This window comes from Erythrobacter sp. (assembly GCF_035194505.1).
Classification (GTDB): Bacteria; Pseudomonadota; Alphaproteobacteria; order Sphingomonadales; family Sphingomonadaceae; genus Erythrobacter.
Window position 1 is genome coordinate 2,345,416 of sequence record NZ_CP136573.1, and the last position, 24,589, is coordinate 2,370,004.

Annotated in this window: 22 protein-coding genes and 1 tRNA gene; 16 read left to right on the forward strand and 7 right to left on the reverse strand. The window is 66.2% G+C overall.

The features are described from left to right. Nucleotides 1-32: 32 nt before the first annotated feature. Nucleotides 33-701, forward strand: a complete 669-nt coding sequence (locus RSE14_RS11545; RefSeq protein WP_324073817.1) for a glutathione S-transferase family protein — start codon at nt 33-35, stop codon at nt 699-701. A 19-nt stretch (nt 702-720) separates the two neighbouring features. On the opposite strand, the gene RSE14_RS11550 is transcribed toward RSE14_RS11545, so the two are convergent. Continuing rightward, a complete protein-coding gene (locus RSE14_RS11550) occupies nt 721-921 on the reverse strand; it encodes a hypothetical protein (protein ID WP_324073818.1) in 201 nt (66 codons plus the stop codon). 111 nt (nt 922-1,032) lie between these two features. On the opposite strand from RSE14_RS11550, the gene msrB reads away from it, so the two are divergent. Together msrB and RSE14_RS11560 are read left to right on the forward strand one after the other, a co-directional pair. After that, on the forward strand, nt 1,033-1,437 hold the full coding sequence (msrB, locus tag RSE14_RS11555; RefSeq protein ID WP_324076910.1) for a peptide-methionine (R)-S-oxide reductase MsrB: 405 nt from the start codon (nt 1,033-1,035) through the stop codon (nt 1,435-1,437). 122 nt (nt 1,438-1,559) lie between these two features. Continuing rightward, nucleotides 1,560-3,728: a transglycosylase domain-containing protein gene (locus RSE14_RS11560; protein WP_416379347.1), complete on the forward strand. Its 2,169-nt coding sequence runs from the start codon at nt 1,560-1,562 to the stop codon at nt 3,726-3,728. Nucleotides 3,729-3,804: 76 nt separating this feature from the next. Here the strand turns inward: RSE14_RS11560 and RSE14_RS11565 are convergent, their stop codons facing one another. The 3 genes from RSE14_RS11565 to RSE14_RS11575 all read right to left on the reverse strand — a co-directional run bounded on the left by RSE14_RS11565 (nt 3,805) and on the right by RSE14_RS11575 (nt 7,530). Continuing rightward, nucleotides 3,805-5,343, reverse strand: coding sequence for a Do family serine endopeptidase (locus tag RSE14_RS11565; RefSeq protein WP_324073820.1), 1,539 nt, complete (start codon nt 5,341-5,343; stop codon nt 3,805-3,807). Between the two features lie 185 nt (nt 5,344-5,528). Beyond that, on the reverse strand, nt 5,529-6,374 hold the full coding sequence (locus tag RSE14_RS11570; protein WP_324073823.1) for a protease modulator HflC: 846 nt from the start codon (nt 6,372-6,374) through the stop codon (nt 5,529-5,531). 4 nt (nt 6,375-6,378) lie between these two features. Further along, nucleotides 6,379-7,530: a protease modulator HflK gene (locus tag RSE14_RS11575; RefSeq protein ID WP_324073824.1), complete on the reverse strand. Its 1,152-nt coding sequence runs from the start codon at nt 7,528-7,530 to the stop codon at nt 6,379-6,381. Nucleotides 7,531-7,677: 147 nt separating this feature from the next. Here RSE14_RS11575 and RSE14_RS11580 point away from each other — a divergent pair, with 147 nt between their 5' ends. The 4 genes from RSE14_RS11580 to RSE14_RS11595 all read left to right on the forward strand — a co-directional run bounded on the left by RSE14_RS11580 (nt 7,678) and on the right by RSE14_RS11595 (nt 13,567). Beyond that, nucleotides 7,678-8,682 carry an Mrp/NBP35 family ATP-binding protein gene (locus RSE14_RS11580; protein ID WP_324073828.1) on the forward strand — a complete coding sequence of 335 codons (1,005 nt, stop codon included), beginning with the start codon at nt 7,678-7,680 and terminating at the stop codon, nt 8,680-8,682. A 3-nt stretch (nt 8,683-8,685) separates the two neighbouring features. Then, the gene (locus tag RSE14_RS11585) at nt 8,686-10,959 is read left to right on the forward strand and encodes a molybdopterin cofactor-binding domain-containing protein (RefSeq protein WP_324073830.1); all 2,274 of its coding nucleotides are present in this window, start codon (nt 8,686-8,688) and stop codon (nt 10,957-10,959) included. A gap of 79 nt (nt 10,960-11,038) precedes the next feature. Next, nucleotides 11,039-12,073 carry a ferrochelatase gene (gene hemH / locus RSE14_RS11590; protein WP_324073832.1) on the forward strand — a complete coding sequence of 345 codons (1,035 nt, stop codon included), beginning with the start codon at nt 11,039-11,041 and terminating at the stop codon, nt 12,071-12,073. A gap of 66 nt (nt 12,074-12,139) precedes the next feature. After that, nucleotides 12,140-13,567, forward strand: a complete 1,428-nt coding sequence (locus RSE14_RS11595; protein WP_416379348.1) for a cytochrome P450 — start codon at nt 12,140-12,142, stop codon at nt 13,565-13,567. Nucleotides 13,568-13,937: 370 nt separating this feature from the next. Here RSE14_RS11595 and RSE14_RS11600 read toward each other — a convergent pair whose 3' ends face one another. Next, complete coding sequence (locus tag RSE14_RS11600) at nt 13,938-14,099, reverse strand: DUF1674 domain-containing protein (protein ID WP_324073834.1); 162 nt, start codon at nt 14,097-14,099, stop codon at nt 13,938-13,940. A gap of 56 nt (nt 14,100-14,155) precedes the next feature. Between RSE14_RS11600 and RSE14_RS11605 the strand changes: the two genes are divergently transcribed. Next, nucleotides 14,156-15,406: an RsmB/NOP family class I SAM-dependent RNA methyltransferase gene (locus RSE14_RS11605; RefSeq protein WP_324073837.1), complete on the forward strand. Its 1,251-nt coding sequence runs from the start codon at nt 14,156-14,158 to the stop codon at nt 15,404-15,406. 110 nt (nt 15,407-15,516) lie between these two features. Here the strand turns inward: RSE14_RS11605 and msrA are convergent, their stop codons facing one another. Continuing rightward, nucleotides 15,517-16,071: a peptide-methionine (S)-S-oxide reductase MsrA gene (gene msrA, locus RSE14_RS11610; RefSeq protein WP_324073839.1), complete on the reverse strand. Its 555-nt coding sequence runs from the start codon at nt 16,069-16,071 to the stop codon at nt 15,517-15,519. 94 nt (nt 16,072-16,165) lie between these two features. Between msrA and RSE14_RS11615 the strand changes: the two genes are divergently transcribed. From RSE14_RS11615 to RSE14_RS11640, 6 genes are all read left to right on the forward strand, one after another. Further along, on the forward strand, nt 16,166-17,056 hold the full coding sequence (locus RSE14_RS11615; protein ID WP_324073841.1) for a class I SAM-dependent methyltransferase: 891 nt from the start codon (nt 16,166-16,168) through the stop codon (nt 17,054-17,056). A gap of 18 nt (nt 17,057-17,074) precedes the next feature. Beyond that, nucleotides 17,075-17,941, forward strand: coding sequence for an N-carbamoylputrescine amidase (aguB, locus tag RSE14_RS11620; RefSeq protein ID WP_324073843.1), 867 nt, complete (start codon nt 17,075-17,077; stop codon nt 17,939-17,941). 5 nt (nt 17,942-17,946) lie between these two features. Further along, on the forward strand, nt 17,947-18,435 hold the full coding sequence (gene folK, locus RSE14_RS11625) for a 2-amino-4-hydroxy-6-hydroxymethyldihydropteridine diphosphokinase (RefSeq protein ID WP_324073845.1): 489 nt from the start codon (nt 17,947-17,949) through the stop codon (nt 18,433-18,435). Between the two features lie 32 nt (nt 18,436-18,467). Next, nucleotides 18,468-18,543, forward strand: a tRNA-Lys gene (locus RSE14_RS11630). A 146-nt stretch (nt 18,544-18,689) separates the two neighbouring features. Then, nucleotides 18,690-20,255 carry a patatin-like phospholipase family protein gene (locus RSE14_RS11635; RefSeq protein ID WP_324073847.1) on the forward strand — a complete coding sequence of 522 codons (1,566 nt, stop codon included), beginning with the start codon at nt 18,690-18,692 and terminating at the stop codon, nt 20,253-20,255. Between the two features lie 122 nt (nt 20,256-20,377). Continuing rightward, a complete protein-coding gene (locus RSE14_RS11640) occupies nt 20,378-21,181 on the forward strand; it encodes a TerC family protein (protein WP_324073848.1) in 804 nt (267 codons plus the stop codon). On the opposite strand, the gene RSE14_RS11645 is transcribed toward RSE14_RS11640, so the two are convergent. After that, a complete protein-coding gene (locus tag RSE14_RS11645) occupies nt 21,178-21,894 on the reverse strand; it encodes a queuosine precursor transporter (protein ID WP_324073851.1) in 717 nt (238 codons plus the stop codon). The two genes, RSE14_RS11640 and RSE14_RS11645, sit on opposite strands and share 4 nt — an antisense overlap. A 200-nt stretch (nt 21,895-22,094) precedes the next feature. On the opposite strand from RSE14_RS11645, the gene RSE14_RS11650 reads away from it, so the two are divergent. Both RSE14_RS11650 and RSE14_RS11655 read left to right on the forward strand, forming a co-directional pair. Continuing rightward, complete coding sequence (locus tag RSE14_RS11650) at nt 22,095-23,579, forward strand: NupC/NupG family nucleoside CNT transporter (protein WP_324073852.1); 1,485 nt, start codon at nt 22,095-22,097, stop codon at nt 23,577-23,579. 55 nt (nt 23,580-23,634) lie between these two features. Continuing rightward, nucleotides 23,635-24,564, forward strand: a complete 930-nt coding sequence (locus RSE14_RS11655) for an isopenicillin N synthase family dioxygenase (RefSeq protein WP_324073854.1) — start codon at nt 23,635-23,637, stop codon at nt 24,562-24,564. Nucleotides 24,565-24,589 lie beyond the last annotated feature (25 nt).

The following is a 24,589-nucleotide window of genomic DNA, read 5'->3' on the forward strand; positions in this document are numbered from 1 at the left end:
GCCCCGCCAGTTGAGGCATGGGATGGGCCACCATGTGGCAACTCCATCAATTCCCGCTCTGCCCGTTCAGCCGCAAGATCCGGCTGCTGCTGAGCGAAAAGAACATCCCCTTCGAACTGCTGCGCGAGGACCCGTGGGCGGCCTCGGACATGTTCTTCAACCTCAATCCGGCCGGGCGCACGCCGGTGATCACCAATCGCGACAAGGGCATCACGCTCGCCGATAGCCGCGCGATTGCGGAGTATTTCGAAGAGACGGTCGAGCGCTCGCCGATGATCAACGGCACCGCCACCCAGCGCGCCGAGATTCGCCGGTTGGTGGCACTGTTCGACGAGAACTTCTTCGCCGATGTCACCGCACCCCTGCTGTCCGAGCGGATGCAGAAGCGCATCCTGCGCCAGCCGCCCGATAGCGGCGCGCTGCGCAATGCGATGAAGCTCGCCCACGGCCACCTCGACTATCTCGACTGGCTGATCGACAACCGCCCGTGGGTGGCGGGATCGACCATGAGCCTCGCCGATCTGGCCGCGGCGGCGCAGATTTCGGTGGCGGACTATCTCGGTGGGATCGACTGGAGCGGGCACGAACAGTCGCGCGGCTGGTATGCCGTGTTCAAGAGCCGCCCGAGCTTCCGCCCGCTTCTGACCGAGCGGATGGACATGATCCAGCCGCCTGCGCACTACGCGCTGGTGGACGGCTGAATACGCGCCCCGGCTGGCCCTAGTCGGGCTTGTTCTGTTTGTTGCTGAGGGTCTGGGCGATCACCATATTGGCGGTCGCGATCGTCATCAGGCTGAGCGGCACCACCTGAGACAGGTCGATCCCGCCGAATATCCGCGCGCCGATCATCCCGAGCGCGATCAGATACAGCATGATGCTGAAGGTCCGCAGAAGGATGATTTGTCCGGCCGGATCCAGCATTATGATTTCGCTTCCTTCTGCAGCACGCTATCAACCTGTCAGACTTGCGCCGCGCCATCAAGCAACCATATGCCGGCCGGGCCGCAGACAAGGAGAGCCGGGGAGATGGCGATGTCCGAAAAGCTGGAACTGAGCGAGGCCGAGTGGCGCGAGCGCCTGACGCCGATGCAGTATCACATCCTGCGCGAGGCCGGCACCGAGCGTGCTTTCACCGGCGAATACGACAAGTTCTACGACGAGGGCGAATACACTTGCGCTGCCTGCGGCACCCAGCTGTTCTACTCGACCGCCAAGTACAATTCGGGCTGCGGCTGGCCGGCCTTCACCCGTCCGGCGGACGAAGAGGTGATCGATGAGCACCGCGACGTCAGCTACGGCATGATCCGCACCGAAGTGCGCTGCGGCAAGTGCGGCGGGCATCTGGGCCATGTCTTCCCCGATGGCCCGCCCGAGCAGGGGGGCTTGCGCTACTGCATCAACTCGGCTGCGCTGGTCTTCACGCCCTCGGACGGATAGTCCGTGCCGCAAAGGCGCTGGACGATTGCGTAAGCCCGGTTCACCGACGGTTACAACTCGCCTATGCATGGCCGCGCGCGGCGCTATGGGCGCATGATCGAAACGGGTAGAACGATAGGGCCATGTCCAAAAGGGGTGAGCGTTTGCAGAACAAGGGCGCACGTGGCAGCCGCCGGGCCGCGACCGAGCGCAATGCCGCGCCCGCGCCCCGCAGCAAGCCGGCTGGCGGTGGCAGCGGCGGCGGCGGCGAGCCTTCGCGCATGAAGCTGTGGGCGCGGCGCATTTTCGTATGGGGCGGCGGCCTTGCGGTGCTGGGCCTCGTTTTCCTCGCCTTTGCCATCGGCTTTGCGGCAAGCTCGATCCCCACCTACGACGCGCTCAAGGCGACCCAGCCCGGCCAGACCATCGTGGTGCGCGCGCGTGACGGGCGCGAGCTGGTCGAACTTGGCCCCAGCTTCGGCGACTGGATCGATTACGACGACATTCCGGTCAACATGCGCAACGCCATGGTGGCGGTGGAGGACAAGCGTTTCCATTCGCACCTCGGGATTGATCCGATCCGCCTGACGGGCGCGCTGGTCGAAGGGGTGACGGGGTCGCGCGCGCGGCTGGGCGGCACCTCCACCATCACCCAGCAGCTCGCCCGCAACCTGTTCCTCAACAACAACCGCTCGCTGGACCGCAAGGCGCGCGAGGCGGTGCTGGCGCTGGCGCTCGAATGGAAGTTCTCCAAGGAGGAGATCCTCGAGCTTTACTTGAACAAGGTCTATTTCGGCGGCGGCGCCTACGGGATCGATTCCGCCAGCCGCAAATTCTTCAGCCACCCGGCGAACGAATTGTCGGTGGGCGAGGCGGCGATCATTGCAGGGCTGGTGAAGGCGCCGAGCCGTTATTCCCCCACCGCCGACACCCAGGCCGCGGTTGACCGCGCCAAGGTGGTGCTGCGGCTGATGCGCGAGCAGGGCTACATCACCCCCGATCAGGCCAGCGTCGATGTCAGCGAGGTGCAGCTCAAGGAGCAGGCCGCGCAGAACTCTGCGCGCTACTTCACCGACTGGGTGCTGCCGCAGCTCGACATCGTCCTGCCCGAGACCTTCGAGCCGATCGAGGTGTGGACCACGCTCGATATCGGGATGCAGCGCGCGGCGACAGCCTCGATCGAGGCCAACACGCCGGGCAATGCGCAGGGCGCGCTGGTCAGCCTTGATCGTGACGGGGCGATCCTCGCGATGGTCGGCGGCACGGACTATGTCGAGAGCAACTACAACCGCGCCACCGCCGCAGTGCGCCAGCCGGGCTCGGCGTGGAAGCTGTTCGTCTACCTCGCCGCGCTGGAAGCAGGCTACACCCCCGAGGATGTGGTCACCGACGAACCCGTCACCATCGATGGCTGGAGCCCGCGCAATTCGACCGGCAAGAACATCGGCGAGACCGACGTGCGCACCGCCTTTGCCCTGTCGATCAACACAGTCGCAGCCCAGCTTGGCAACGAAGTCGGCTTCGGCACGGTCGCCTCGATGGCCAAGCGTTTCGGGATCACCTCGAATGTCGCCACCTTCCCCTCGATGGTGCTCGGCTCTTCGGAAGTGCGGCTGATCGAGATGACGCAGGCCTTCGCCGCGATCTCGGCCAAGGGCACCGGCGTCGAGCCCTATGGCATCGCCAAGGTCACCACTTCGACCGGCGAGCTGCTCTATCGCCATCAGGACAAGCGCGAGCGCGGGCTGGTGCCCGATTACGTCGTGGCGGGCATGACCGACCTGCTTCAGGCCGCAGTGCAGACCGGCACGGGCCGCGCCGCGCAGATCGGGCGGCCGGTGGCGGGCAAGACTGGCACCACCTCGTCGAACAAGGACGGCTGGTTCATCGGCTTCTCATCTGGCGTCACCACCGGCGTGTGGATGGGGCGCGATGATGCCAAGGCGGTCCCCGGCCTGCAGGGCGGCCGCGCTCCGGCGCAGGCGTTTGCCGCCTATATGCGCTATGCCGTCAAGGACCGCGCGGTCGAGGAATTCGAGACCACGGTCGAACTGCCCGAATGGCAGCAGGAGCCGGACGAGGAAGCCATGTACGGCAGCCCTGAGGATTATTACTACATCGACGAGCAGGGCAATCTGGTGGAGCCGGGCCGCCGCGATCCTGCGCAGGACGGGGACGGGCCGGAAGGCGCGCGCCCTGCCGCGAGCGAGGATTTCCTCGAACAGGCCACCGGCGGCCAGATCCCGCGTCCGCAGCGCGAACCGCGCCGGATGCCCCAGCCGCAGGCTACCCGTCCGCCGCCGGACGAATAGGCATCAGGCTTTCAGGCACAAAAAAGGGCGCCGGGAGATGATCCTGGCGCCCCTTTTGCTTGGTGCGGCGTCCGGCTTAGCGCAGGCGGACAGGGATGAAGGCGGGCGGCGTGGTGCGGCGCTGGATGCGCAGCAGGATCGCCTCGCGCTTCTCGGCCACCGCGGCATTGACCTGCGCCAGCAGCGCCTCGACCGTGGGGACGTCCTGATAATTGGCCGACAGGATGATGTCGCCCTTGCGCAGGCCGCGCCGTGCAGCGTCCGAATTGGGATCGACCGCGCCGATCACCACGCCCTTGGTTTCCAGCGGCACGCCGAGCGAGCGGGCGATGGCCGCGCTCATCGGCAGCACCTGCATCCCGAGCTTCTGCTCGATCGTGCCGTCCGAGCTGCCCGGTGCCATCGGCTCTTCCGAATCCGGATCGAAGGTCTGGGTCTGGGCCTGCAGTTCCTGTTCGGTCGGACGCTTGCCGAGCGTGACATTGAGCGCCATCCGCTTGCCGTCGCGCAGCAGCTCCACCGGCACCTGCGTGCCCGGCGTGAGGTTGGCGACGAGGAAGGAGACGGTCTGGTCCGAGGTCACGTCCTTGCCGTTGACCTTGGTGATGATGTCGCCCGGCTTGAGGCCGGCGCGCGATGCGGGGCTGTCGTCCTGCACCGTCTGCACCAGCTCGCCGCGGTTCTTGGGCAGGCCCAGGGCAGCGGAGAAATCCTCGTTGATCGGCGCAAGGCCCACGCCGAGATAACCGCGCTGGATTTCCTGACCCGAACGCAGCTTCTCGACGATCGGCGCGGCGATTTCCGCCGGGATGGCAAAGCCGATGCCGACGCTGCCACCCGAGGGCGAGAAGATCGCGTTGTTGATGCCGATCACATTGCCGCGCATGTCGAACAGCGGGCCGCCCGAATTGCCGCGGTTGATGCTCGCGTCGGTCTGGAGATAGCGGTCATAGGCGCCGCCCTGTCCGGTGTTGCGATAGACCGCCGAGATAATCCCGCTGGTCACCGTGCCGCCGAGGCCGAAGGGGTTGCCGATCGCCACCACCCAGTCGCCCACGCGCGCCGCGCTCGAATCCCCGAACTTGACGAAGGGGAAGGTGCGGGCCGCGCGGATCTTGAGCACCGCGAGGTCCGAGGCAGCGTCCGCGCCGACCAGATCGGCTTCGTATTCGGTGCCGTCGGGCAGGGTGACGGTGATCGATTCCAGCTTGGCGCGGCTGTCGGGCGGGTTGATGACGTGATTATTGGTGACGACATAGCCATCAGCCGAGATGATAAAGCCCGAACCCAGCGACTGCGCTTCGCGGGTCTGGGGCTGCGCTTCGCCGCCGCCCTGACGGCGGTTGAACAGCTCGGCAAAGGGCGTGCCGGCGAAGGGATTGTTCTGCACCTCGACCCGCTGGCGGGTGGCGATGTTGACCACTGCGGGCTGCAGCTGTTCGGTGAGATCGGCGAAGCTGGCCGGAGCGCCGGCGACCGGCACCACGCGGTCCATCACCGCACCATCATTCTGGGCCACCTGCGCGCCAAGCGGCGTTCCGGTGATCAGCGAGACCGCCGCGCCGCCCACCAGCAGCGCGCTCGAGAGACCATACACATAGCGCACTTTGTTCACGTCCTCTTGATCCTTGTTCTCGTGTCAGGAATGCGTGGGAGGCCCGCCGCGTTCCTTCAAACCCATGTTGGCGCGGCCCGGCAGGTCCCGGATGCGCGTGTGAATTGAGCCTTCCGGCCCTGAACGCCAATTGAACGCCTGCTCCATTCGGCGGGCTCAGTCAGCCGCTGGTCGAACGACGGCGGCTAGCGCTTGCCCCGGAACTGGCGGAAATATTCGCTGTCTTCCGACAAGACCATGGTGCTCTGCCCCTCGCCCGCCAGGAAGGTCTGGCGATAGGACTGCATGGCACGGTAGAAGTCGTAGAACTCCGGGTCCTTGTTATAGGCATCGGCATAGATACGTGCAGCTTCCGCCGAGGCCGAGGCCTGGATGATCTGCGCGTCGCGCTGGCCGGCGGCGCGGATCGTGGCGGCTTCTTCCTGACGGTCGGTTTCCATTCGGGTGAAGGCGGCGTCGAGCGGGCGGCCTTCAGGCAGGTCGGCCGCCTTGATCCGCACGTCGAGCACCTGCGCGCCGTAATTGCGCGCCTGCACATCGAGCGTCCGGGTGATGTTGGCCATCGCGGTCCCGCGTTCGGCATTGATCAGCGCCGAGAACGGCCGCCGCCCCAGTTCCTGCCGCACCACCGAGGTGAGGATCGGCAGCAGCTGCGCTTCGAGCTGGCGTTCATTGCCCGCCCGTTCGACCAGCTTGACCGGATCGATGATGCGATAGCGCGCATAGGCATCGACCTGGAGGCGCTGCTGATCATTGGAGAGCACCTGCGTGCGCTCCATGTCGAGATCGAGCACGCGGCGGTCGATCATCTGCACCTGCTCCACGAAGGGAATGCGCAGCTGCAGCCCCGCGCCGGTCTGGCCATAGGGCTGATCGGGACGGAACAGGTTGAAGATGCGGACCGGCTGACCGGTGCGTATCACCACGGCCTGATGGGTTTCGGGCACGATCACCACGCTCGCAAGCAGCGCCACCACGAGGGCGATGACGGCGATGACGATGGCCTTGTAGTTCTGGAACACGCTGTTCATCGCCTTATTCTCCCTGCGGCCGCGGCGGCTGTGCCTTGCTTCGGGCTTTCACCTCGGGCAGCGGCAGGTAGGGAACGACATTGCCCGACTGGACAATGGTCTTGTCGGTCTTGGACAGGATCGATTCCATGGTCTCGTAATAGAGCCGCCGCCGGGTGACTTCGGGGGCGAGCTTGTATTCCTCGTAGATGTCGTTGAACTCGGATGCGTCGCCCTGCGCGCGGGCGAGCAGCTGCTGGGCCACTGCGCGCGACCGGTTGATCGCGGCGTCGGCATCCTGCTGGGCCGAGGAGACGTCCTTGAAGGCCTCTTCGACGCGGCTCGGCGGATCGACCTTGTTGATTTCGATCCCCTGCACCGAAATGCCCGAGCGATAGGCATCGAGACGCGCCTGCATCGCGGCGCGCACATCCTGTTCGACTTCGGCGCGGCCTTCGCCGGTCAGCACCTCGTCAAGCTTCTGGCGGGCCACGGCGGCGCGCATCGCGGCCTCGCCGATTTCCAGCAGCGCATTGCGCGGATCGCCGAGCTGGTACTTGTAGAGCGCCAGATCGGAGATGTTCCAGCGGATCAGATAGGACAGATCGACGAGGTTCTGGTCGCCCGTCAGGATCAGCTTTTCGGCATTGCCGTCCGGCACCTTCTCAAGCCGCACCTTGGTGACGTTTTCCTTCTCCACCATCTGCAGCGGGAAGGGCGCGGTGAAGTTGGTGCCGCTGTCGAGCGAGTGCGAATATTTGCCGCCGAGCCAGGTGACGACCGCCTGTTCGCCCGGCTGGACGAAGTGCACGCTGGTGATCGCCACCCACGCCAGCGCGACGCCGCCGATGATCACCGGAGCCCAGCTCTTGCCGCCGGGGCGTTCGGGCAGACGGAAGGTCGGCCCGCGCGAACCGCCGCCGCCGCCGCTGCGGCGCTGACCTTCGGGGCTGCGGCCCTTGAAGATGTCCTCGATGCTGGCCGAGCGCCGCTTGCCGGGTTCGCTTACGCCGGGCAGCCACGGATTGCGCGGTCCGCCGCTGTCGCCCGAACCATCGCCGCCTCCGGTGCCTTCGCCCGCACTCTCGCCCCCGCTGGAGCCAACGCCGTCATCGCCGGGCCCGTCGCTGCCGTCGCCGCTCTTGCCGGAGCCACCCCAGGGATTTTTGCCAGCCATGGCAAGGCCCCTTGCGGCCCCGCCAAGACGTTCTTTCCAACCGTCCATTCTCTGCATCAGTCCGTTATAGGCATGGCTTGCGGGGAAAAACAGGGGTTGGCTTCGCTAATTTCATGGCTAGGGATGGCCCGCTCAAGGCGAGGACACATGACAAGCGATCCGGAACACCGCGCAGCTGAACGCGCCCGCCAGGCCGAGCTGATCCGCCGGCACCTGCCGCCCGCGCTCGATGCGCGGGTGCAATCGGCGCGGATCATCTCCGGACGGGCGGTGATTGTGGCCGAGGCGGGCGATGTCGCCACCGAAGATCGCCCCGCGCTCGAAGCCGAATTCAAGGCCGCGCTCGAAGGGCTGGAGGGCGTCAAGGACGTGCGCGTCGCGCTCACCGGTGAACGCCGCCGCATCCGCCTGATCGCGGTCGGATCGGGCAAGGGCGGGGTCGGCAAGTCGACGGTCACCACCAATCTCGCGGTCGCGCTGGCGCGGCTGGGGCGCAAGGTGGGCGTTGTGGACGGCGACATCTACGGCCCCTCGCAGCCCAAACTGCTCGCCACCGAAGGCCAGAAGCCGATGGTCGAGGGCGAGAAGCTGGTGCCGCTCGAAAGCCCCCACGGCGTCAAGGTGCTCTCGATCGGCCACATCGTCGCGCCGGGCAAGGCGCTGGCGTGGCGCGGGCCGATGACCGGCAAGGCGCTCAGCCAGCTGATCGATGCCGCCTGGGGCGATACCGAGATCCTGCTGATCGACCTGCCGCCGGGCACGGGCGACGTCCAGCTTTCGATGCTGTCCGAACATCGCCCCGACGGCGTGGTGCTGGTCTCGACCCCGCAGGACCTCGCGCTGATCGACGCCGCGCGCGCGGGGCAATTGTTCGAACAGGGCAATGTCCCGATCATCGGCCTCGTCGAGAACATGGCGGGCTATGCATGTCCGCATTGCGGCGAGGTGAGCGATCCTTTCGGGCAGGGGGGCGTGGAACGCTTCGCCGCCGCGCTCGAACTGCCGTTTCTGGGGCGCATTCCGCTGACGCTCAATACCCGTATCAGCGGCGATGCCGGAACGCCGCCAGCTGCCGGAGACGGGCCGGACGCCCTGCCCTTCACCGCGGTGGCGATGCGGCTCGATCACTGGCTCGAAACCGGAGCGATCTAGGCGATGGCGATCTCCCGCCGCGGATTGCTGGCCGGAGCGGCGGCGGGCGGGGGCCTGCTAGTGGCATGGTGGCTGATGCCGCGCAGCTACCGCACGCCCCTTGTGGCGGCCAAGGGCGAGCAGGTGTTCGGCGCGTGGCTCAAGATCGCCAATGACGGCGTGGTGACTGTCGCCGTGCCGCAGCTTGAGATGGGGCAGGGGATCACCACCCTGCTGCCGCAGATCGTCGCCTATGAACTGGGGGCCGACTGGCGCCAGATCGCGGTCGAGCCTGCGCCGGTATCGGGCGCCTATGCCAATATCCCGCTCGCCAAGAAGTGGATCGCACTGTGGGACCCGAGCTTTGCCGGGCTCTCGGCCCGCACCGACACGCTGATGGCCGAGCGCTTTGCCGGAGCCCAACGCTTCAACGCGACCGCCGATGGCATGTCGCTTGCCGCCTATGAAATGCCCTGCCGCATGGCCGCCGCCGCCGCGCGGGCGATGCTGGCGCAGGAGGCCGCATCGCGCTGGGGCGTGACATGGGAGGAATGCGAGGTCGAGGGCGGCTTCGTCACCCACGGCAAGAACCGCGCGAGCTTTGGCGAGCTGGCCGAGGCGGCGGCGGAGTATACCCCGCCCGATCCCCCGCCGCTGCGCCCCGAGCCGCCGCGCGAAAAGCCGCTGCCTGCCGATGCCGAGGGCGAACCGGCCTTCCCGCGGCTTGACCTGCCCTCCAAGGTCGATGGCTCCTACCGCTTTGCCGGGGACGTGCGCCTGCCCGGCATGGTCTTCGCCGCGATCCGCCACGGGCCGACCGAAGGCTCGATGCTCGCCGGGTTCAATGTTGATGGCGCGGCGGGCATTCGCGGATTGAAGGGCATTGTCGAGAGCAAGCGCTGGCTCGCGGTCGCCGCCGATACGTGGTGGAGCGCGCAGGCCGCGCTCGATGCGATGAAGCCGCGCTGGACCGTCGCCAACCCGATCAGCAGCAATGAAATCGCGGCCAAGCTCGACACCCTGCTCGATGGCGGGGAGGCGCATGTGATCGCCGAGACCGGGCAGGGCGGCACCGCGCTCCAGCGGGTCGATATCGGGCGGCGCTACGAGGTCGAACCGGCCTATGCCGCGCCGGTCGAAACCGCGAGCGCGGCGGCGCGCTATGCCGACGGGCGGCTCGATCTGTGGATCGCCACCCAGGCACCCGAGCAGACCCGCATCGCCGCCGCCCGCGCGATCGGCATTTCCACCGAAGACGTGGCGCTCTACCCCATGCCCGCCGGCGGCAGCTTCGATGCACGGCTGGAGCATGATCACGCGATCGAAATCGCGCTGATCGCGCAGGAACTGGGCGTGCCGGTGCAGCTCACCTGGCCGCGCCGCGACGAGATGATCCGCGCCCGCCCCCGCGCGCCCGCCTATCTGCTGCTCGGCGCGCAGCTCTCGCGGGTGCAGGACGGCGCGATCGAGGCCTTCCGCATGCGCATCGCCGCGCCTTCTGCCGCGCGCGAATTCGGCCACCGGCTGTTCGGCAATCTCACCCCTGCCGCCGCGATCCGCGAAACCACGGGCGAGCCTGACCCGATGGTCTGCGAAGGCGCGGTGCCGCCCTATCAGCTGCCTGCGGTGATGGTGGAGCATATCCCGGTCGATATCGGCCTGCCGGTCGGCCGGGTGCGCGGCAATGCATACGGGCCGACGATCTTCGCGATCGAAAGCTTCGTTGACGAGATTGCCGCCAAGACCAAGCGCGAGCCGCTGTCCTTCCGCATGGCGATGCTGGGCGGGGATGTGCGGCTGGCCGCCTGCCTCCAGCGCGCCGCACAGCTCGCCGGATGGGATGGCGGGGTCGATCAGAGCGGGCAGGGCCTTGCGGTCGCGCGGCTCGGCGAGGGGGATGATGCCCCGCGCATCGCCTGTGTCGCCACCGCGCGGCAGGGCGAGGGCGGGGTGCGGGTGATCCAGCTTTCGGCGGCCGTCGATATCGGGCGCATCGTCAATCATGATATCGCCCGCCAGCAGATCGAGGGGGGGCTCGTGTTCGGCATCGGCATCGCGCTCGGCAATCCGGTGGAACTGCGCAGCGGCGTGCCCGAGGTGCTCGATTACGAAGGGCTCGGCCTGCCGACGCTCGCCGATTGCCCCGAGATCCGCATCGAATTCATCGCCAGCAACGCCGCCCCCGCCGATCCGGGCGAGCTTGGCGCGGTGGTCGCGCCGCCCGCGATTGCCAATGCGCTGTTTTCGGCTACAGGCCTGCGGCTGCGGCGCCTGCCGCTGCTTTCGGATGGCATATGACCTCGACCCACCTGCACATTTCCATCCGGGCTTTTGATCGCAGCCGGAAACGAAACGTCCGCCAACCGTTGGGCGGGCTATGACCTGGCAGACCCAGCGCCTTCCGGGCGACCATCCTCCTGTAGCGAGCGGCAAGATCGGCGTCTTGCTGATCAACCTCGGCACGCCCGACGGGCCGGACCCGGATTCGGTGCGACGCTATCTGAAGCAGTTCCTCTCGGACAAGCGCGTGGTGGAGATCCCGCCGATCATCTGGCAGTTGATCCTGCGCGGCATCATCCTCAACACCCGCCCGCAGAAAAGCTCGCGCGCCTATTCCAAGATCTGGACCGAGCGCGGCTCGCCGCTTGCAGACATCACCGGGCGGCAGGCCGAGGCGATGGTCGGCAGGTTCGGCGAGAAGGTGACGGTCGATTACGCGATGCGTTACGGCAACCCCTCGATCGAGAGCCGCCTCACGGCGCTGATGGCCGACGGCTGCGACCGCATCCTGATCGCGCCGATGTATCCGCAATATTGCGCGGCCACCACGGCTACGGTGTTCGACGAGATCGCGCGGGTGCTGGGCAAGATGCGCTGGCAGCCGGCGCTGCGCTTCGTGCCGCCCTATCACGACGATCCGGGCTTTATCGCCGCGCTGGCAGATGATCTCACCCGTCAGGTGCGCGGCCTTGCCTTTGCGCCTGAGGTGATGCTGCTGAGCTTCCACGGGATGCCGCAGCAGACGCTCGAAAAGGGCGATCCCTATTACTGCCACTGCATGAAGACCGCGCGGCTCTTGCGCGAGGAATTGGCGACCCGGCCCGAGTTTGCGGGCGTGCGGTTCGAGACGACCTTCCAGTCGCGCTTTGGCCCGGCCAGTTGGCTCGAACCCTCAACCGATGCGACCCTGATTGCCGAGGGCGGCAAGGGGACCAAGCGGCTGGTGGTCGCCGCCCCCGGCTTTGCGGCGGACTGCGTCGAGACGCTGGAGGAACTGGCGCTCGAAGGGCGCGACGAATTCCTCGAGGCTGGGGGCACTGATTACGCCGTGCTCGATTGCCTCAACACCTCGGATGATGGCCTTGCCATGATCGATGCGATGCTGCGGCGCGAGCTTTCCGGCTGGATTTGACCGCGCGGATTATTTACACCAAGGTCAGTTGCGAATCCGAACCTTAAACGGAGCATCAGGATACCGATGGCCACCCTTGCAGACGCCCCGCAGGACAACGAGACCTCTGGCGGAGCCGCCCCCGCTGGCGCGCCGCGCCACTGGAGCGAGCGGCGCATGACCGAGGCCGAACTCGCCCATATTCCGGGCGACGCGGGCTGGCCGCTGGTCGGCAACACCTTCACCATGCTGGCCAATCCCCACGCCTTTGCCGACCGCATGATCGCGGCCCACGGCAAGGTCTACAAGAACCGTGCTTTCGGCGGCTGGCAGATCGCGCTGATCGGGGCCGAGGCGAACGAGCTGCTCTTGTTCAACAAGGACAAGATCTTCTCGAGCGAACAGGGCTGGGGCCCGGTGCTCGACCAGCTTTTCCCGCGCGGGCTGATGCTGATGGATTTCGACCATCACCGCATCGATCGCCGCGCGCTCTCGATCGCTTTCAAGCCCGAGCCGATGCGTCACTATTCCGGCGCGCTCAATCGCGGCATCGCCCGCGAGGTCGCGACCTGGACGGGGCCCAAGGAATTCTACCCCGCGATCAAGAAGCTCACCCTCGATCTCGCCGCGGACAGCTTCATCGGCCTGCCCTGGGGGCCGGAAGCCGACAAGATCAACGAGGCCTTCGTCGACATGGTGCAGGCCTCGGTCGCGCCGGTGAGGAAGCCGCTCCCCTTCACCAAGATGAAGAAGGGTGTGGATGGCCGCGCCTTCCTCGTCGACTACTTCACCCGCGAGACCCTGCGCCGCCGCGCGGAAGGGGGCGGGCAGGACATGTTCAGCCAGTTCGCCACCGCCACCCGCGAGGACGGAAGCCTGCTGCCGGTCGATGAGGTGGTCGATCACATGAACTTCCTGATGATGGCCGCGCATGACACCATCACCTCCTCGGCGACCTCGCTGATCTATCATCTCGCCACCAATCCCGAATGGCAGGAAAAGGTGCGCGAGGAGATTTTCGCGGTCACCGGCGGGCCGGATGGCGACGGCAATCCGCGCCCCCTCGATTACGACGATCTGGCCAAGCTCGATCTCACCGAAATGGCGTTCAAGGAATCGCTGCGGATGATCCCGCCGGTGCCCTCGATGCCGCGCCGCGCACTGCGCGAATTCGAATATGGCGGCTACCGGATTCCGGCGGGCGCGATGGTGGGAATCAACATCTACTGGACCCACCATTCGGAGGAATATTGGGAGAACCCCTTCACCTTCGATCCGCTGCGCTTCACGCCCGACAAGGTGCGGGCGCGTCACAAATATGCATGGGTGCCGTTCGGCGGGGGCGCGCATATGTGCCTCGGCCTGCACTTTGCCTACATGCAGGTGAAGATCCTGCTCGCCCAGCTGCTCCAGCGCTACCGGATCGAGGCGCCCGCGGGCTACAATCCCGAATGGCAGGACTGGCCGATCCCGCAGCCCAAGGACGGGCTGAAAGTGACGTTTACGAAGCTCTGAATCCTGTCTGTTCCTCCCCGTCCCGAAGGGATGGGGAGGTGTCGCCGCGCAGCGGTGACGGAGGGGTAAATCCCCGCTTCGCTACCCCTCCGACCAAGGCCTGCGGCCTTGCCCACCTCCCCATTCCTTTGGAACGGGGAGGGACTTGGGCATGGCAAGTGTCGGAGGGGTCATCAGACTGCCAACTCGGGGCCAACTGGGGGTCAAATCGAGGCTAGAGGGGGTCTAAAGCCGGCACCCTCTTTCGGTAACATGATGATTTTCAACAACTAGAGCCAAAAACCGGCGATTTTGGCGCGGAAAAATCGCCGTTTTCCCGAAAAGCCGTCCCCGCATAGCCCGGAAGGGCTGCTGTAGGACAGGCCTCGCGTCAGAAATCGACCGCGATCCCGTCGCCGCGTTCCCAGTCGCCATAGCGGGTGGGGGAGAGCTTCTCGTCATTCACCACCGGTTTGGGCGCGGGCACCGGATCATTGGTCCAGTGGGCGGGCTTCTTGAAGGCCTTGGCGGCGTCGGACTTCTCTTTGGTCATGCGGCTCCAAATGCCCGCGCTGGCGCTTTGTTTCAAGGAAGGATAGGAGCGCCGCGATGGCATTACCTCCCGGACTTCCCGTGCGCCGCGCTGCGCTTCGTCTGCTCGATGCGGTGTTCCGCCGGGGCGAGACGCTGGAGCAGGCCGAAGGCGCAGGCCTCGCCGACATCCGCAAGGCCCCCGACCGCGCGCTCGCCAAGGCGATCGCGGGCGAGACGCTGCGCTGGCTGACCGATCTCGATGCGCTGATCGATTCCGCGACCAAGCAGGCCCTGCCCCATGATGCCAAGGCGCGCATGGTGCTGCGGCTGATGCTGGCACAGGCGCTGCGGCTGGAGACACCGCCCCACGCGGTGATCGCCACCGGCCTGCCGCTGCTCGCCGGAGGCCCGCGCAGGCTGGCGCACGGGGTGTTCTCGGCGCTGGTCAAGCAGGGCGCGGCCCTGCCCGAAGTGCCCACGCTCCCCGCCGCCGTCGCTGCCCGCTGGGGCGCGGACAAATCCGCCGAGATTGCCCCCGGCCTCGCCTTCCCGCCCGAGCTTGACCTTTCCCTGAAGGACGCGGCCGAAACCCAGACCCGCGCCGTGGCGATGGGCGGGATCAGCCTCGCGCCCGCGCATATCCGCCTGCCGCGGGGCGCTGCGGTGGAGAGCCTTGCCGATTTCAAGGCGGGCGACTGGTGGGTGCAGGATCTCGCGGCGCAGATTCCGGCGCGATTGCTGGGCGCGGGGGAGGGCCGGAGCGCACTCGACCTGTGTGCTGCGCCGGGCGGCAAGACGATGCAGCTGGCCGCCAATGGCTGGAAAGTCACCGCGCTCGATATGTCGAAGCGGCGGCTTGACCTCCTCAAGGACAACCTGAAGCGCACCGGATTAAAGGCCTCGCCGGTGCGCGCCGATGCCCTTACATGGGAGCCCAAGCACCGCTTCGACGCGATCCTGATCGACGCGCCCTGCACCGCGACCGGCACCTGCCGCCGCCACCCCGATGTGCTGCACCGCATCGGCAAGGGCCAGGTGGCCGAGATGGTGGAGCTGCAACGCGCGCTCGCCGCCAAGGCTGCCGAATGGCTGAACCCGGGCGGGGTGCTGGTCTATGCCGTGTGCTCGCTGGAGGCTGAGGAGGGCGAGGAGCAGGCCGCGTGGATCGACGCCGAGCTTGGCCTCACCCGCGAGCCGATCACGCCTGAGGAACTCCCCGCAGGTCTCACCCCCACCCCCGATGGTGCCTTGCGCACCCATCCGGGGATGCTGGCGGACGCAGGCGGGCTCGACGGGTTCTTCGTCGCGCGGTGGGTCAATAGCTAACACCCACGTCGCCCCGTGCCCGACACGGGGCCTGGCTTCTTTCTGCTCATTCCGCCGAAGAAAAGCCTAGCCCCGTGTCGGGCACGGGGCGACGATATCTTGGGTTCCGCTCAATCCTTCACATATTTCTGAAACGACTTGCGCAGCTTCATCAGCTTGGGCGGGATCACCGCGAGGCAGTAGGGGTTGCGCTGGCCTTCGCCGTCCCAGTATTCCTGGTGGTAGTCCTCGGCCGGATACCACTCGGCCACCTGCGCGCCGCCCGACAGGCCCTCGATCGTGGTCACAGCCACCTTGCCGTTCTCCGCATTCCAGCGGGCAATCGCGGCTTCTGCCTCCGCTCCTTGCGCGTCCGACAGCGGGAAGATCGCGCTGCGATACTGCGTCCCGATGTCGCCCCCCTGCCGGTTCAGCTGCGTCGGATCATGGGTGCCGAGGAACACGTCGTAGACTTCGGCAAGGCTGATCGCGTGGGGATCAAAGGTCACGCGGATGCCTTCTGCATGGCCGGTGTCGCCGGTGCAGACTTCCTTGTAGGTCGGGTTCGCTTTGGTGCCGCCGATATAGCCGCTCTCCACCCCCGAAACGCCCACCACATCGCGGAACACTGCCTCGGTGCACCAGAAGCACCCGCCGGCAATGATCGCTGTCTCCAAGTTGCTCATCGAATTCTCCGTTGGCTTTGCGCACAGATAGGCTAGCAACGCGCAATTGCCATGGATGGCACGCCAAATTTTCCATTGCTCGGAGAGAGACCCGATGAACAAGCTGATCCTTGCCGCCGCCGCGAGCGGTCTTGCCTTTGCCGCGCCGCTGATGGCGCAACATGCCGGGCACGCCGCCCACGCCGATCACGGCGCCGAAACCGACGCCCATATCCGCGACACCGCCAATTTCATGAAGCATCACGGCGAGCAGGTCGCCGCGGCGATCAACCACCCCACCCGCGCTGAAGACCGACTGCGTGACGCCTATCGCCGCCCGGCTGAAACCCTCGCCTTCTTCCATGTCGGCCCGCACATGAAGGTGGGCGAATATTCGCCCGGCGGCGGCTGGTACACCCGCCTGCTCGGCCACTATCTGGGGGCTGAGGGCAAGCTGGTCGGCATCTTCGTCAATCCGGTGAGCGCTTCGTCCGACCCCGCGCGCCAGCAGCGCGTGCGCGATGCGGCGGCGGGTTTCGGCAAGGAAGTCGCAGGCTATACCGGGCTTCCGGCGGAGCATTTCAGCGGCATCACGCTCGACAATCTCGAAGGTCAGAAGGGCACCTTCGACCGCATCCTCCTGATGCGCGCGCTGCACAATCCGCTGCGCATGGGCATTCTCGATACCGAGCTGCGCGCCATGCGCGAGTTGCTCAAGGATGATGGCCTCATCGGCATCGAACAGCACCGCGCACGGGCCGATGCACCGTGGTCCTACGCCAATGGCACCAAGGGCTATCTGCGGCAGGAAGACGTGATCGACATCATGCGCATCAACGGCTTCGAACTGGTCGCATCGAGCGAGATCCTCGCCAACCCCAAGGACACCGCCGATCACAAGGAAGGCGTGTGGGAAATGCCCCCGACGCTCGCCACCAAGCGCGAGGATTTGAAGGGCCTGGGCGAAAGCGACCGGATGACGCTGCTCTTCAAGAAGGCGAAGTAATGCAGTAGGGGCGGCGGCATGACTCAGATCACGCTCGCCGCCCTTCAGCTTGCCCTCGGCTCGGATGACGAAGCCGCCAATATCGCCGCCGTCTCGGCGCTGGTGGAGGAGGCCGCGTCGCAGGGCGCGCAGCTGATCCTGCCGCCCGAGCTGTTCTCCGGCCCCTATTTCTGCCGCGAGGAGGACGAGGCGCTGTTCGCCCTGGCCCGCCCCACCGCCGAACACCCCAGCGTTATCGCGATGCGCAGCCTCGCGGCGAAGCTCAAGGTGACGATCCCCACCAGCTTCTTCGAGCGCGACGGGCACCACTACTACAACACCCTCGCCATGATCGGCCCCGATGGCGAGATCATGGGCACCTATCGCAAGAGCCACATACCCGACGGGCCGGGCTACGAGGAAAAGTACTATTTCCGCCCGGGCAATGACGGCTTCAAGGTGTGGGACGTGCCGGGCGAGGATGGCGCGCTGGTAAAGGTCGGCGTCGGCATCTGCTGGGACCAGTGGTATCCCGAATGTGCGCGGGTGATGGCGCTGCTGGGCGCGGAGCTGCTGCTCTATCCCACCGCGATCGGCTCGGAACCCTATGACGCAGGCCTCGACACCAGCCGCATGTGGCGGCGCGCGATGATCGGCCACGCGGTGTCGAACTGCATGCCGGTGGCCGCGGCCAACCGCATCGGCAGCGAGAGCGGGCAGAGCTTCTACGGCCACTCCTTCATCTGCGACGAATGGGGCGATCTCGTCGCCGATTACGGCGCGGGCGAGACCGGAGTGCTGGTCGCCCGGCTCGATCTCGCGCGTGCGGCGACGCACCGGGCGGGCATGGGCTTCTTCCGCGACCGCCGCCCGCAGCTTTACGGCCGGATCGCGCAAGACATCTGATCCGCATGAGCAGCCGCTATCTCGTCGCGCTGGGGAGCAACCGGCGCCATGTCGCCTATGGCGCGCCCGAAGGCGTGGTGGCGGCGGCGATGGAGGAAATGGCATCGCTCGGCACCGTCCTCGCCCGCTCGCGCATTATCGCCAGTGCGCCAATGGGCGCTGCATCGCGCCGCTTCGCCAATGCCGCGCTGGTGCTGGCAAGCGAGCTTGATCCGCCATCCTTGCTCTCCGCGTGCAAGCGGATGGAGCGCGAATTCGGCAGGCGACGCGGCCAGCGCTGGGGCGACCGCGTGCTCGATGCCGACATCATCCTGTGGAGCGGGGGAGTGTGGGCGAGTTCCGGCCTCACCATCCCGCATCCCGCCTTCAGAAGCCGCGCCTTCGTGCTCATCCCCGCCCTCGGCATAGCGCGCGACTGGCGCGATCCGGTGAGCGGCTTGCGGCTGGCCCATCTCCATGCCCGCTTGACCCGCCCGCGCCCCCTGCCTAGGTGAGCGCGCCTGCCGCACCCTCGCGGCACATGTGTGGGCCCGTAGCTCAGTAGGTAGAGCAGCTGACTTTTAATCAGCGGGTCACAGGTTCGAATCCTGTCGGGCTCACCATTTTTGCGTCCTACCGCTGCGCTGCTTGGGATGGTTTTTCGTCCTACCCTATCGCTTCAGCAACAACCAATTCGGGCAGCCAGGTTTTTGATCTGGTTAACAATTTTTGGTCGCGGTGAAATCTTCCTTCTGGGGGGAGATGAGAGATGTCCAACAATTCGAGCAATCGCACGCATGCGGGGTCCGGTGTTCTGGCGCGCGGGCGGCGGCGAATGCTTTTGCACCCGGTGAGTTTTGCCAGTGCCTTTGTTCTCGCAGGCTGCAGTCCCAACCTCTACTCCCTGCCGATCTTCACAAACGTCGATATTCACAACGAACCGGCCTTGCGGTTTCTCAAGGAGGGCGGTCCTGCCGCTATCGGCGATCCGGGCCCGGAACTTGCCGTAAAGGATCCCTTTGCCGATGCGCGGGTCGTCGCCCTCACCGCATCGGGCGGCGGCATGCGGGCGGCTGCATTTACACTCGGCGTCATGGCAGAACTCGACGATATGCGCGGCGCGGGAGAGGGGCTATCCGCGCTCGAACAGGTCGATATGCTCAGTTCGGTGTCGGGCGGATCGTGGGCGGTCGCGTCCATGCTCTATGCACGCAGCCGTGACCGTGACACCCCTCTTTCGAAGGCCTATCCCGGCATCGAAGCGCGGTTTGGCAAGTTATCTGACGCAAAGGTCAGGCATTGGGCCAATGAATTCATCCCCGCCGTCACCGACGAGGAGACGGATGGCAAAGGCGCGACCTTTGGTGACATCTATCCCGCATCAGCGGCCCGCCCGCTGCCCTTCGCCTATTTCAATGCATCGCTTTTCCCGTCGCACTCGCCCTTCGTGTTCACACCCGCCTATCTGAAACACTACAAGGTCAAGACGCTCGGCGATCCGGCCTTGCCCCGACGTGTCGCGCTTGGTGCGCCCGATCTCGCGCAGGTGCCGATTGGCTATGCGGCCACGGCCAGCAGCGCTGTGCCCGGTTTCACCAGCGCTTTCGCCGAGACCGGGCTGTGCCAGTCCGCGCCACAGCCCAGCTATTGCTTTGGCGAGAAGACGCGAAGGGATACGTTGCAGATCCTCGACGGGGGGCTCTACGACAATCTGGGCTACAAGACGATGATCGAAGTCGCGCTGGCCGATCACGCACGCATAGCGCAGGTGCCAGCGACGGTGATCATGATCGACAGCGCTGATGGCGAGGAATTCCAATCAATGCCCGCGAGCAAGCGCGAGGACGGCCATGTCGTCTCCATCGCCAAGGCTTCGAGCTTTCCGAACCAGAACGCTACATTCGATCGTATCCGGGGCCCTGCCTTTGCGGCGGCCGGTTTCGATGCGCGCATCCTTCTGGACTTCTCCTCGGCCGCCGGTTTTGATCCGGCCGAGCACGGCCCCCTGCTGAAAGACATGCCGGAGCTTGCCTATTATGCAGCGAATGATGTGGGATGCTGGGACGAGAATGGCGTGTTTCAGGAAGGTGTTCGTGTGCTCAAGCGGCCGCCCAGTCTCGGCACGCCGGAGGACAACCTGAAGCGCCTGATCGATAAGGGGCCTGATTGCGTCTCGATGAATTTCGCGCGGGCCGGCTATCTCTACAAGACCACCTTCAGGTACGATGCCTATCGCTTCCGGATCAATTATCAGCTCGGTCGCCTTGTCGTCAAAATGAAGCGAGCGGAAATTGAACGCGCTGTGTTCCGCAATTCGCGGTTCGCGACCGATTAGCTTAAACTGCGGCCAGCCGGTCATGTCGCCGCAAGTTCTGCAAATGGCGTGATGTCGGTGCGACGCGCGGTCCACGGCCTCACCCGCTTGCACCGCGAGACAATGTATCGCATTGCACCGCCATGGAACTCATCGCACTTCTGTCCGATCCGGCTGCCTGGCTGGCGCTGCTCACTCTGATTGCGCTCGAGGTGGTGCTGGGGGTCGACAACCTCATCTTCATCGCCATCCTCTCGAACAAGCTGCCCGAGCATCAGCAGGAGCGCGCCCGCAAGCTCGGGCTGATGCTGGCGCTGGGGATGCGCATTGGCCTGCTCATGCTGATCGGCTGGATTGTCACGCTCCAGAACCCGCTGTTCGATCTCGGCATTGTCGGCCCGCCGATGGAGGGCACCAACAAGGCCAGCTTCGAGACCGCCTTTTCGGGCCGCGATCTGATCCTGCTGGCGGGCGGGTTGTTCCTGCTGTGGAAGGCGACCAAGGAGATCCACCACGCGATGGAGCCCGAGGACGCTTCGGGCGATCTGCTCGACAAGACCCCGGGTGTGGCCGCTGCCGCCACTGCCAGCTTCGGCGCGGTGATCGTGCAGATCATCGCCATCGACCTGGTCTTCTCGGTGGATTCGATCCTCACCGCGGTGGGCATGACGGATGACGTGCCGATCATGGTCGCCGCCGTCGTCATCACCGTCGGCATCATGCTGTTCGCCGCGACCCCGCTGTCGCGTTTCATCGAGACAAACCCGACGCTGGTGATGCTGGCACTCGCCTTCCTCGTGATGATCGGCCTGGTGCTGATCGCCGACGGCTTCGGCTTCCACGTGCCCAAGGGCTACATCTACGCGGCGATGGGCTTCTCGGTCGGGGTGGAGCTGCTGAATATCATCCAGCGCAATAGGCGGAAGAGGTTGGCGGCGGGGGTTTAGTTAGAGGCCCGCCCATCCAGCCACTTTGCAGCCCGCACCCCGAAGGTGATGAGGAACGGCACCAGCACGAGGCTGAGGAACACCTTGGCCAGCACTTGCCCGATCATCAGATCGGTGATGTCGAACTCGCCGTAGAAGGCGAGCGTGATGAAGATCACCGAATCGACCGCCTGTGACAGGGCCGAGGCGATGGCGCCGCGCACCATCAGGCCGAGCGTGCTCTCGCCATCGCCGCTCCCGCGCAGCCGGTCGAAGATCCAGATGTTGAGCAGCAGCGAGGTGATGTAGGAGGCCGGGCCTGCCATCCACACGCGCCAGGTCGAGGCGTGGACGCGCTCGAAGGCAGCGAGATCATCGGGGCGGAAGGCGATCATTTCGGAAGAGGCGGGCAGGGCCAGCACCAGCTGCATCAGCAGCGCCGACAGGCCCAATGGCAGGAAGCCCCACCACACGATCCGCTTGGCCGCATCGCGCCCGTATTGCTGCGACAGCGTGCTCGAAATCACCACCAGCAGCAGGAAGGGGAAGATCCCGCTTTCCACCGCAAGGCTCGTCGGCCACAGCTGCACCTGCTTGTAGGCCAGCACCCCTGCCAGCACCGTCATCCCGCCATAGAGCAGCGTGAAGACAAACATGCCGAGCGGCATCGCAATGCCGGAGGGCGTGGTTGCGGCGAAAGGGGCGGCGGCCGGAGCGGCGGGCGTGTCGTTCATGGGGCTAGGCGTAGCCAGCGGCAGGGCAAAAGAAAAGCGCGAGCCCCGCGCCTGTCACCAAGCGCCTGCCATGCACCGCGCATCGATGCTTGCAACACCTCGCGCAAACTGCCACGCCACGGGCGGCGCGCACGGCCAACACCGCTGCGCAACGTCAGGGGTCACATCGCTTACCAGCGCAAAGAGGGCAATTCGCTGCCGTGAACGAAGGTATCACGCCTATCCTGCTGAGCCTTGCAGGTGTCATCGCCATCCTCGGTATCGCCTTCGCGCTGTCCTCGGCGCGGCGCAAGATCAACCTGCGGGTGGTCGGATCGGCCTTTGCGCTGCAGGCCTTCACCGCGCTGATCGTGCTGCGCACCGATGCGGGTGTGGCGGTAATCGGCGGGCTGTCGCGCGGGGTGATCGCGCTGCTCGATTTCTCCAAGGTGGGCATCACCTCGGTGTTCGGGCCGATGGAGAGCAATCCCTTCGCCAACACCTTCGTCATCGGCGCGCTGCCGGTGATCGTGTTCTTCGCGGCAATCGTCTCGATCCTCTATCACCTCGGCATCATGCAGCGGCTGGTGCGCTGGGTGGGCGGGGCGATCGGCTTTGTCACGGGCATCTCCAAGGTCGAGGCGCTGGGCGCTGCGGCGAATATCTTCGTCGGCCAGTCGGAAAGCCCGCTGGTGGTGCGGCCCTATCTCGCGGCGCTATCGCCTGCGGGCCTGTTCACCCTCATGAGCGTCGGCATGGCAGGCGTGGCGGGGACGATCCTTGCCGCCTATGCCAGCTTCATCGGCGAGGAGGCGGTGCCCTTCCTGCTGGCGGCGGCCTTCATGTCGGCCCCGGGCGGGATCCTGATGGCCAAGATCATCATGCCGGACGAGGCGCCCTTCAACGCCCCCGGTCAGGACTTCGGGATCGCCAGCGCCGCTGTCCAGCGCGCGCGCGGCAAGGCCAATGCCCTCACCGAAGCCACCCGCGTCGTCATGTATGACGAGAACGGGCAGGAGATCGAACTGCCGCAGGCGCGCATCAGCGCGGTCGGCCCGGCCTCGCTGGTCGAAGGCGGCGCCAAGGCCGACGAAGTGAGCGCTGCGGAAACCTTCGAGGAAGGCCAGCGCCCCGCCAATATCATCGAAGCTGCCGCACAGGGCACCCAGACCGGCGTGAAACTCGCGGTCGCCGTGGGGGCGATGGTGATGGTGTTCGTCGCGCTGGTGGCGCTTGCCAATGGCATGCTGGCCGGCGTCGGCAGCGGGATCGTCAGCCTTGCCGCCGGGATCGGCGCGCCGATGTCGCCGGAAACGGCTGCGTGGTTTGCCGGGATCAGTTTCCAGAAGCTGCTCGGCTATATCTTCGCGCCGGTGATGTTCCTGATCGGGATTGCCGACTGGCAGCAGGCGCAGATTGCAGGCGGGCTGTTCGGCACCAAGATCGTCCTCAACGAATTCGTCGCCTTCATTGATCTGGGAGCGATGCAGGGCGAGGCGCTGACCGAGCGCAGCCGCGCGATCATCACCTTTGCGCTGTGCGGCTTTGCCAACTTCTCCTCGATCGCGATCCAGATGGCGGTGACGGGCGGGCTCGCCCCCAACCAGCGTCCGGTGATCGCGAGGCTGGGGCTGAAAGCGCTGGCGGCGGGCAGTCTTGCCAACCTGATGAGCGCGGCGCTGGCGGGGCTGTTTTTGCCGGTCTAGCTCAGGCTCGCGAAACGCTTGGCAGGCCCGCGCGCGCGGGTGTAAAGGCTCGGCCATGACTGACATCGCTTCCGTTTCGCTCGCCCAGCCGCTTGAGACCATCGCTGACGAACTGGGCCGCTCCTTTGCCGAATACGGCTTTGCCGTGGTGCGCGATCACGGCATTCCGCAAAGCCTGATCAACGAGGCCGAGGCGGTCTCCAAGGCGTTCTTCGCCCTGCCAGATAGCGTCAAGCGCGCCTACAAGATCGAAGGCGGCGGCGGGGCGCGTGGCTACACGCCGTTCGGCACCGAAAAGGCCAAGGATGCCGAGGTGATGGACCTCAAGGAATTCTGGCACGTCGGCCGCACCCTGCCGCCCGGCCACCCGCTCGCCGAATTCATGGCCCCCAATGTCTGGCCCGACGAGGTCGAGGGCTTCAAGGCCACCATGAGCGCGCTGTTCACCGCCTTCGAGACGGCGGGTGCGAGGGTGCTCGAAGCGATTGCGCTCCACCTTGGCCGCCCGCGCGATTTCTTTGCCGCGAGCGTTGAGGACGGCAATTCGGTGATGCGCCTGCTGCACTATCCGCCGCTGGGCGAAGGCGCGCCGGAAGGCGCGATCCGCGCCGCCGCGCACGAGGACATCAACACCATCACCCTGCTCCTCGGAGCCGAGGAAGCCGGGCTCGAACTGCTGACCCGCGACGGCACCTGGCTGCCGATCCCCGCGGCCGAGGGCGCGCTGGTGATCAATGTCGGGGACATGCTCGATCGCCAGACCAATGGCCGCCTGCGTTCGACCACGCACCGCGTCGTCAACCCGCGCGGGGATGCGGCGCGGCGTTCGCGCTATTCGATGCCGTTCTTCCTGCACTTCCGGCCAGACTTCCTGATCGAGGCCCTGCCGGAATGCGTCGATACCAGCGACTCGGCCCCGCCGATGCCGCCGATCACCGCGCATGATTTCCTGATGCAGCGCCTGCGCGAGATCAATCTCGCCTGATTCCGGCCGGCCACTCCCGCTCGGG

Excerpts from the sequence above, each read along its gene's own strand:
- RSE14_RS11570 (WP_324073823.1), bottom strand. The coding sequence starts at position 6,374 with ATGAACAGCGTGTTCCAGAACTACAAGGCCATCGTCATCGCCGTCATC.
- hemH (WP_324073832.1), top strand. The coding sequence starts at position 11,039 with ATGACCTGGCAGACCCAGCGCCTTCCGGGCGACCATCCTCCTGTAGCG.
- RSE14_RS11545 (WP_324073817.1), top strand. The coding sequence starts at position 33 with ATGTGGCAACTCCATCAATTCCCGCTCTGCCCGTTCAGCCGCAAGATC.
- msrA (WP_324073839.1), bottom strand. The coding sequence starts at position 16,071 with ATGAGCAACTTGGAGACAGCGATCATTGCCGGCGGGTGCTTCTGGTGC.
- RSE14_RS11575 (WP_324073824.1), bottom strand. The coding sequence starts at position 7,530 with ATGGCTGGCAAAAATCCCTGGGGTGGCTCCGGCAAGAGCGGCGACGGC.
- msrB (WP_324076910.1), top strand. The coding sequence starts at position 1,033 with ATGTCCGAAAAGCTGGAACTGAGCGAGGCCGAGTGGCGCGAGCGCCTG.
- RSE14_RS11580 (WP_324073828.1), top strand. The coding sequence starts at position 7,678 with ATGACAAGCGATCCGGAACACCGCGCAGCTGAACGCGCCCGCCAGGCC.
- RSE14_RS11635 (WP_324073847.1), top strand. The coding sequence starts at position 18,690 with ATGTCCAACAATTCGAGCAATCGCACGCATGCGGGGTCCGGTGTTCTG.
- RSE14_RS11655 (WP_324073854.1), top strand. The coding sequence starts at position 23,635 with ATGACTGACATCGCTTCCGTTTCGCTCGCCCAGCCGCTTGAGACCATC.
- RSE14_RS11605 (WP_324073837.1), top strand. The coding sequence starts at position 14,156 with ATGGCATTACCTCCCGGACTTCCCGTGCGCCGCGCTGCGCTTCGTCTG.
- RSE14_RS11550 (WP_324073818.1), bottom strand. The coding sequence starts at position 921 with ATGCTGGATCCGGCCGGACAAATCATCCTTCTGCGGACCTTCAGCATC.
- folK (WP_324073845.1), top strand. The coding sequence starts at position 17,947 with ATGAGCAGCCGCTATCTCGTCGCGCTGGGGAGCAACCGGCGCCATGTC.
- RSE14_RS11560 (WP_416379347.1), top strand. The coding sequence starts at position 1,560 with ATGTCCAAAAGGGGTGAGCGTTTGCAGAACAAGGGCGCACGTGGCAGC.
- aguB (WP_324073843.1), top strand. The coding sequence starts at position 17,075 with ATGACTCAGATCACGCTCGCCGCCCTTCAGCTTGCCCTCGGCTCGGAT.
- RSE14_RS11600 (WP_324073834.1), bottom strand. The coding sequence starts at position 14,099 with ATGACCAAAGAGAAGTCCGACGCCGCCAAGGCCTTCAAGAAGCCCGCC.
- RSE14_RS11640 (WP_324073848.1), top strand. The coding sequence starts at position 20,378 with ATGGAACTCATCGCACTTCTGTCCGATCCGGCTGCCTGGCTGGCGCTG.
- RSE14_RS11595 (WP_416379348.1), top strand. The coding sequence starts at position 12,140 with ATGGCCACCCTTGCAGACGCCCCGCAGGACAACGAGACCTCTGGCGGA.
- RSE14_RS11615 (WP_324073841.1), top strand. The coding sequence starts at position 16,166 with ATGAACAAGCTGATCCTTGCCGCCGCCGCGAGCGGTCTTGCCTTTGCC.
- RSE14_RS11645 (WP_324073851.1), bottom strand. The coding sequence starts at position 21,894 with ATGAACGACACGCCCGCCGCTCCGGCCGCCGCCCCTTTCGCCGCAACC.
- RSE14_RS11585 (WP_324073830.1), top strand. The coding sequence starts at position 8,686 with ATGGCGATCTCCCGCCGCGGATTGCTGGCCGGAGCGGCGGCGGGCGGG.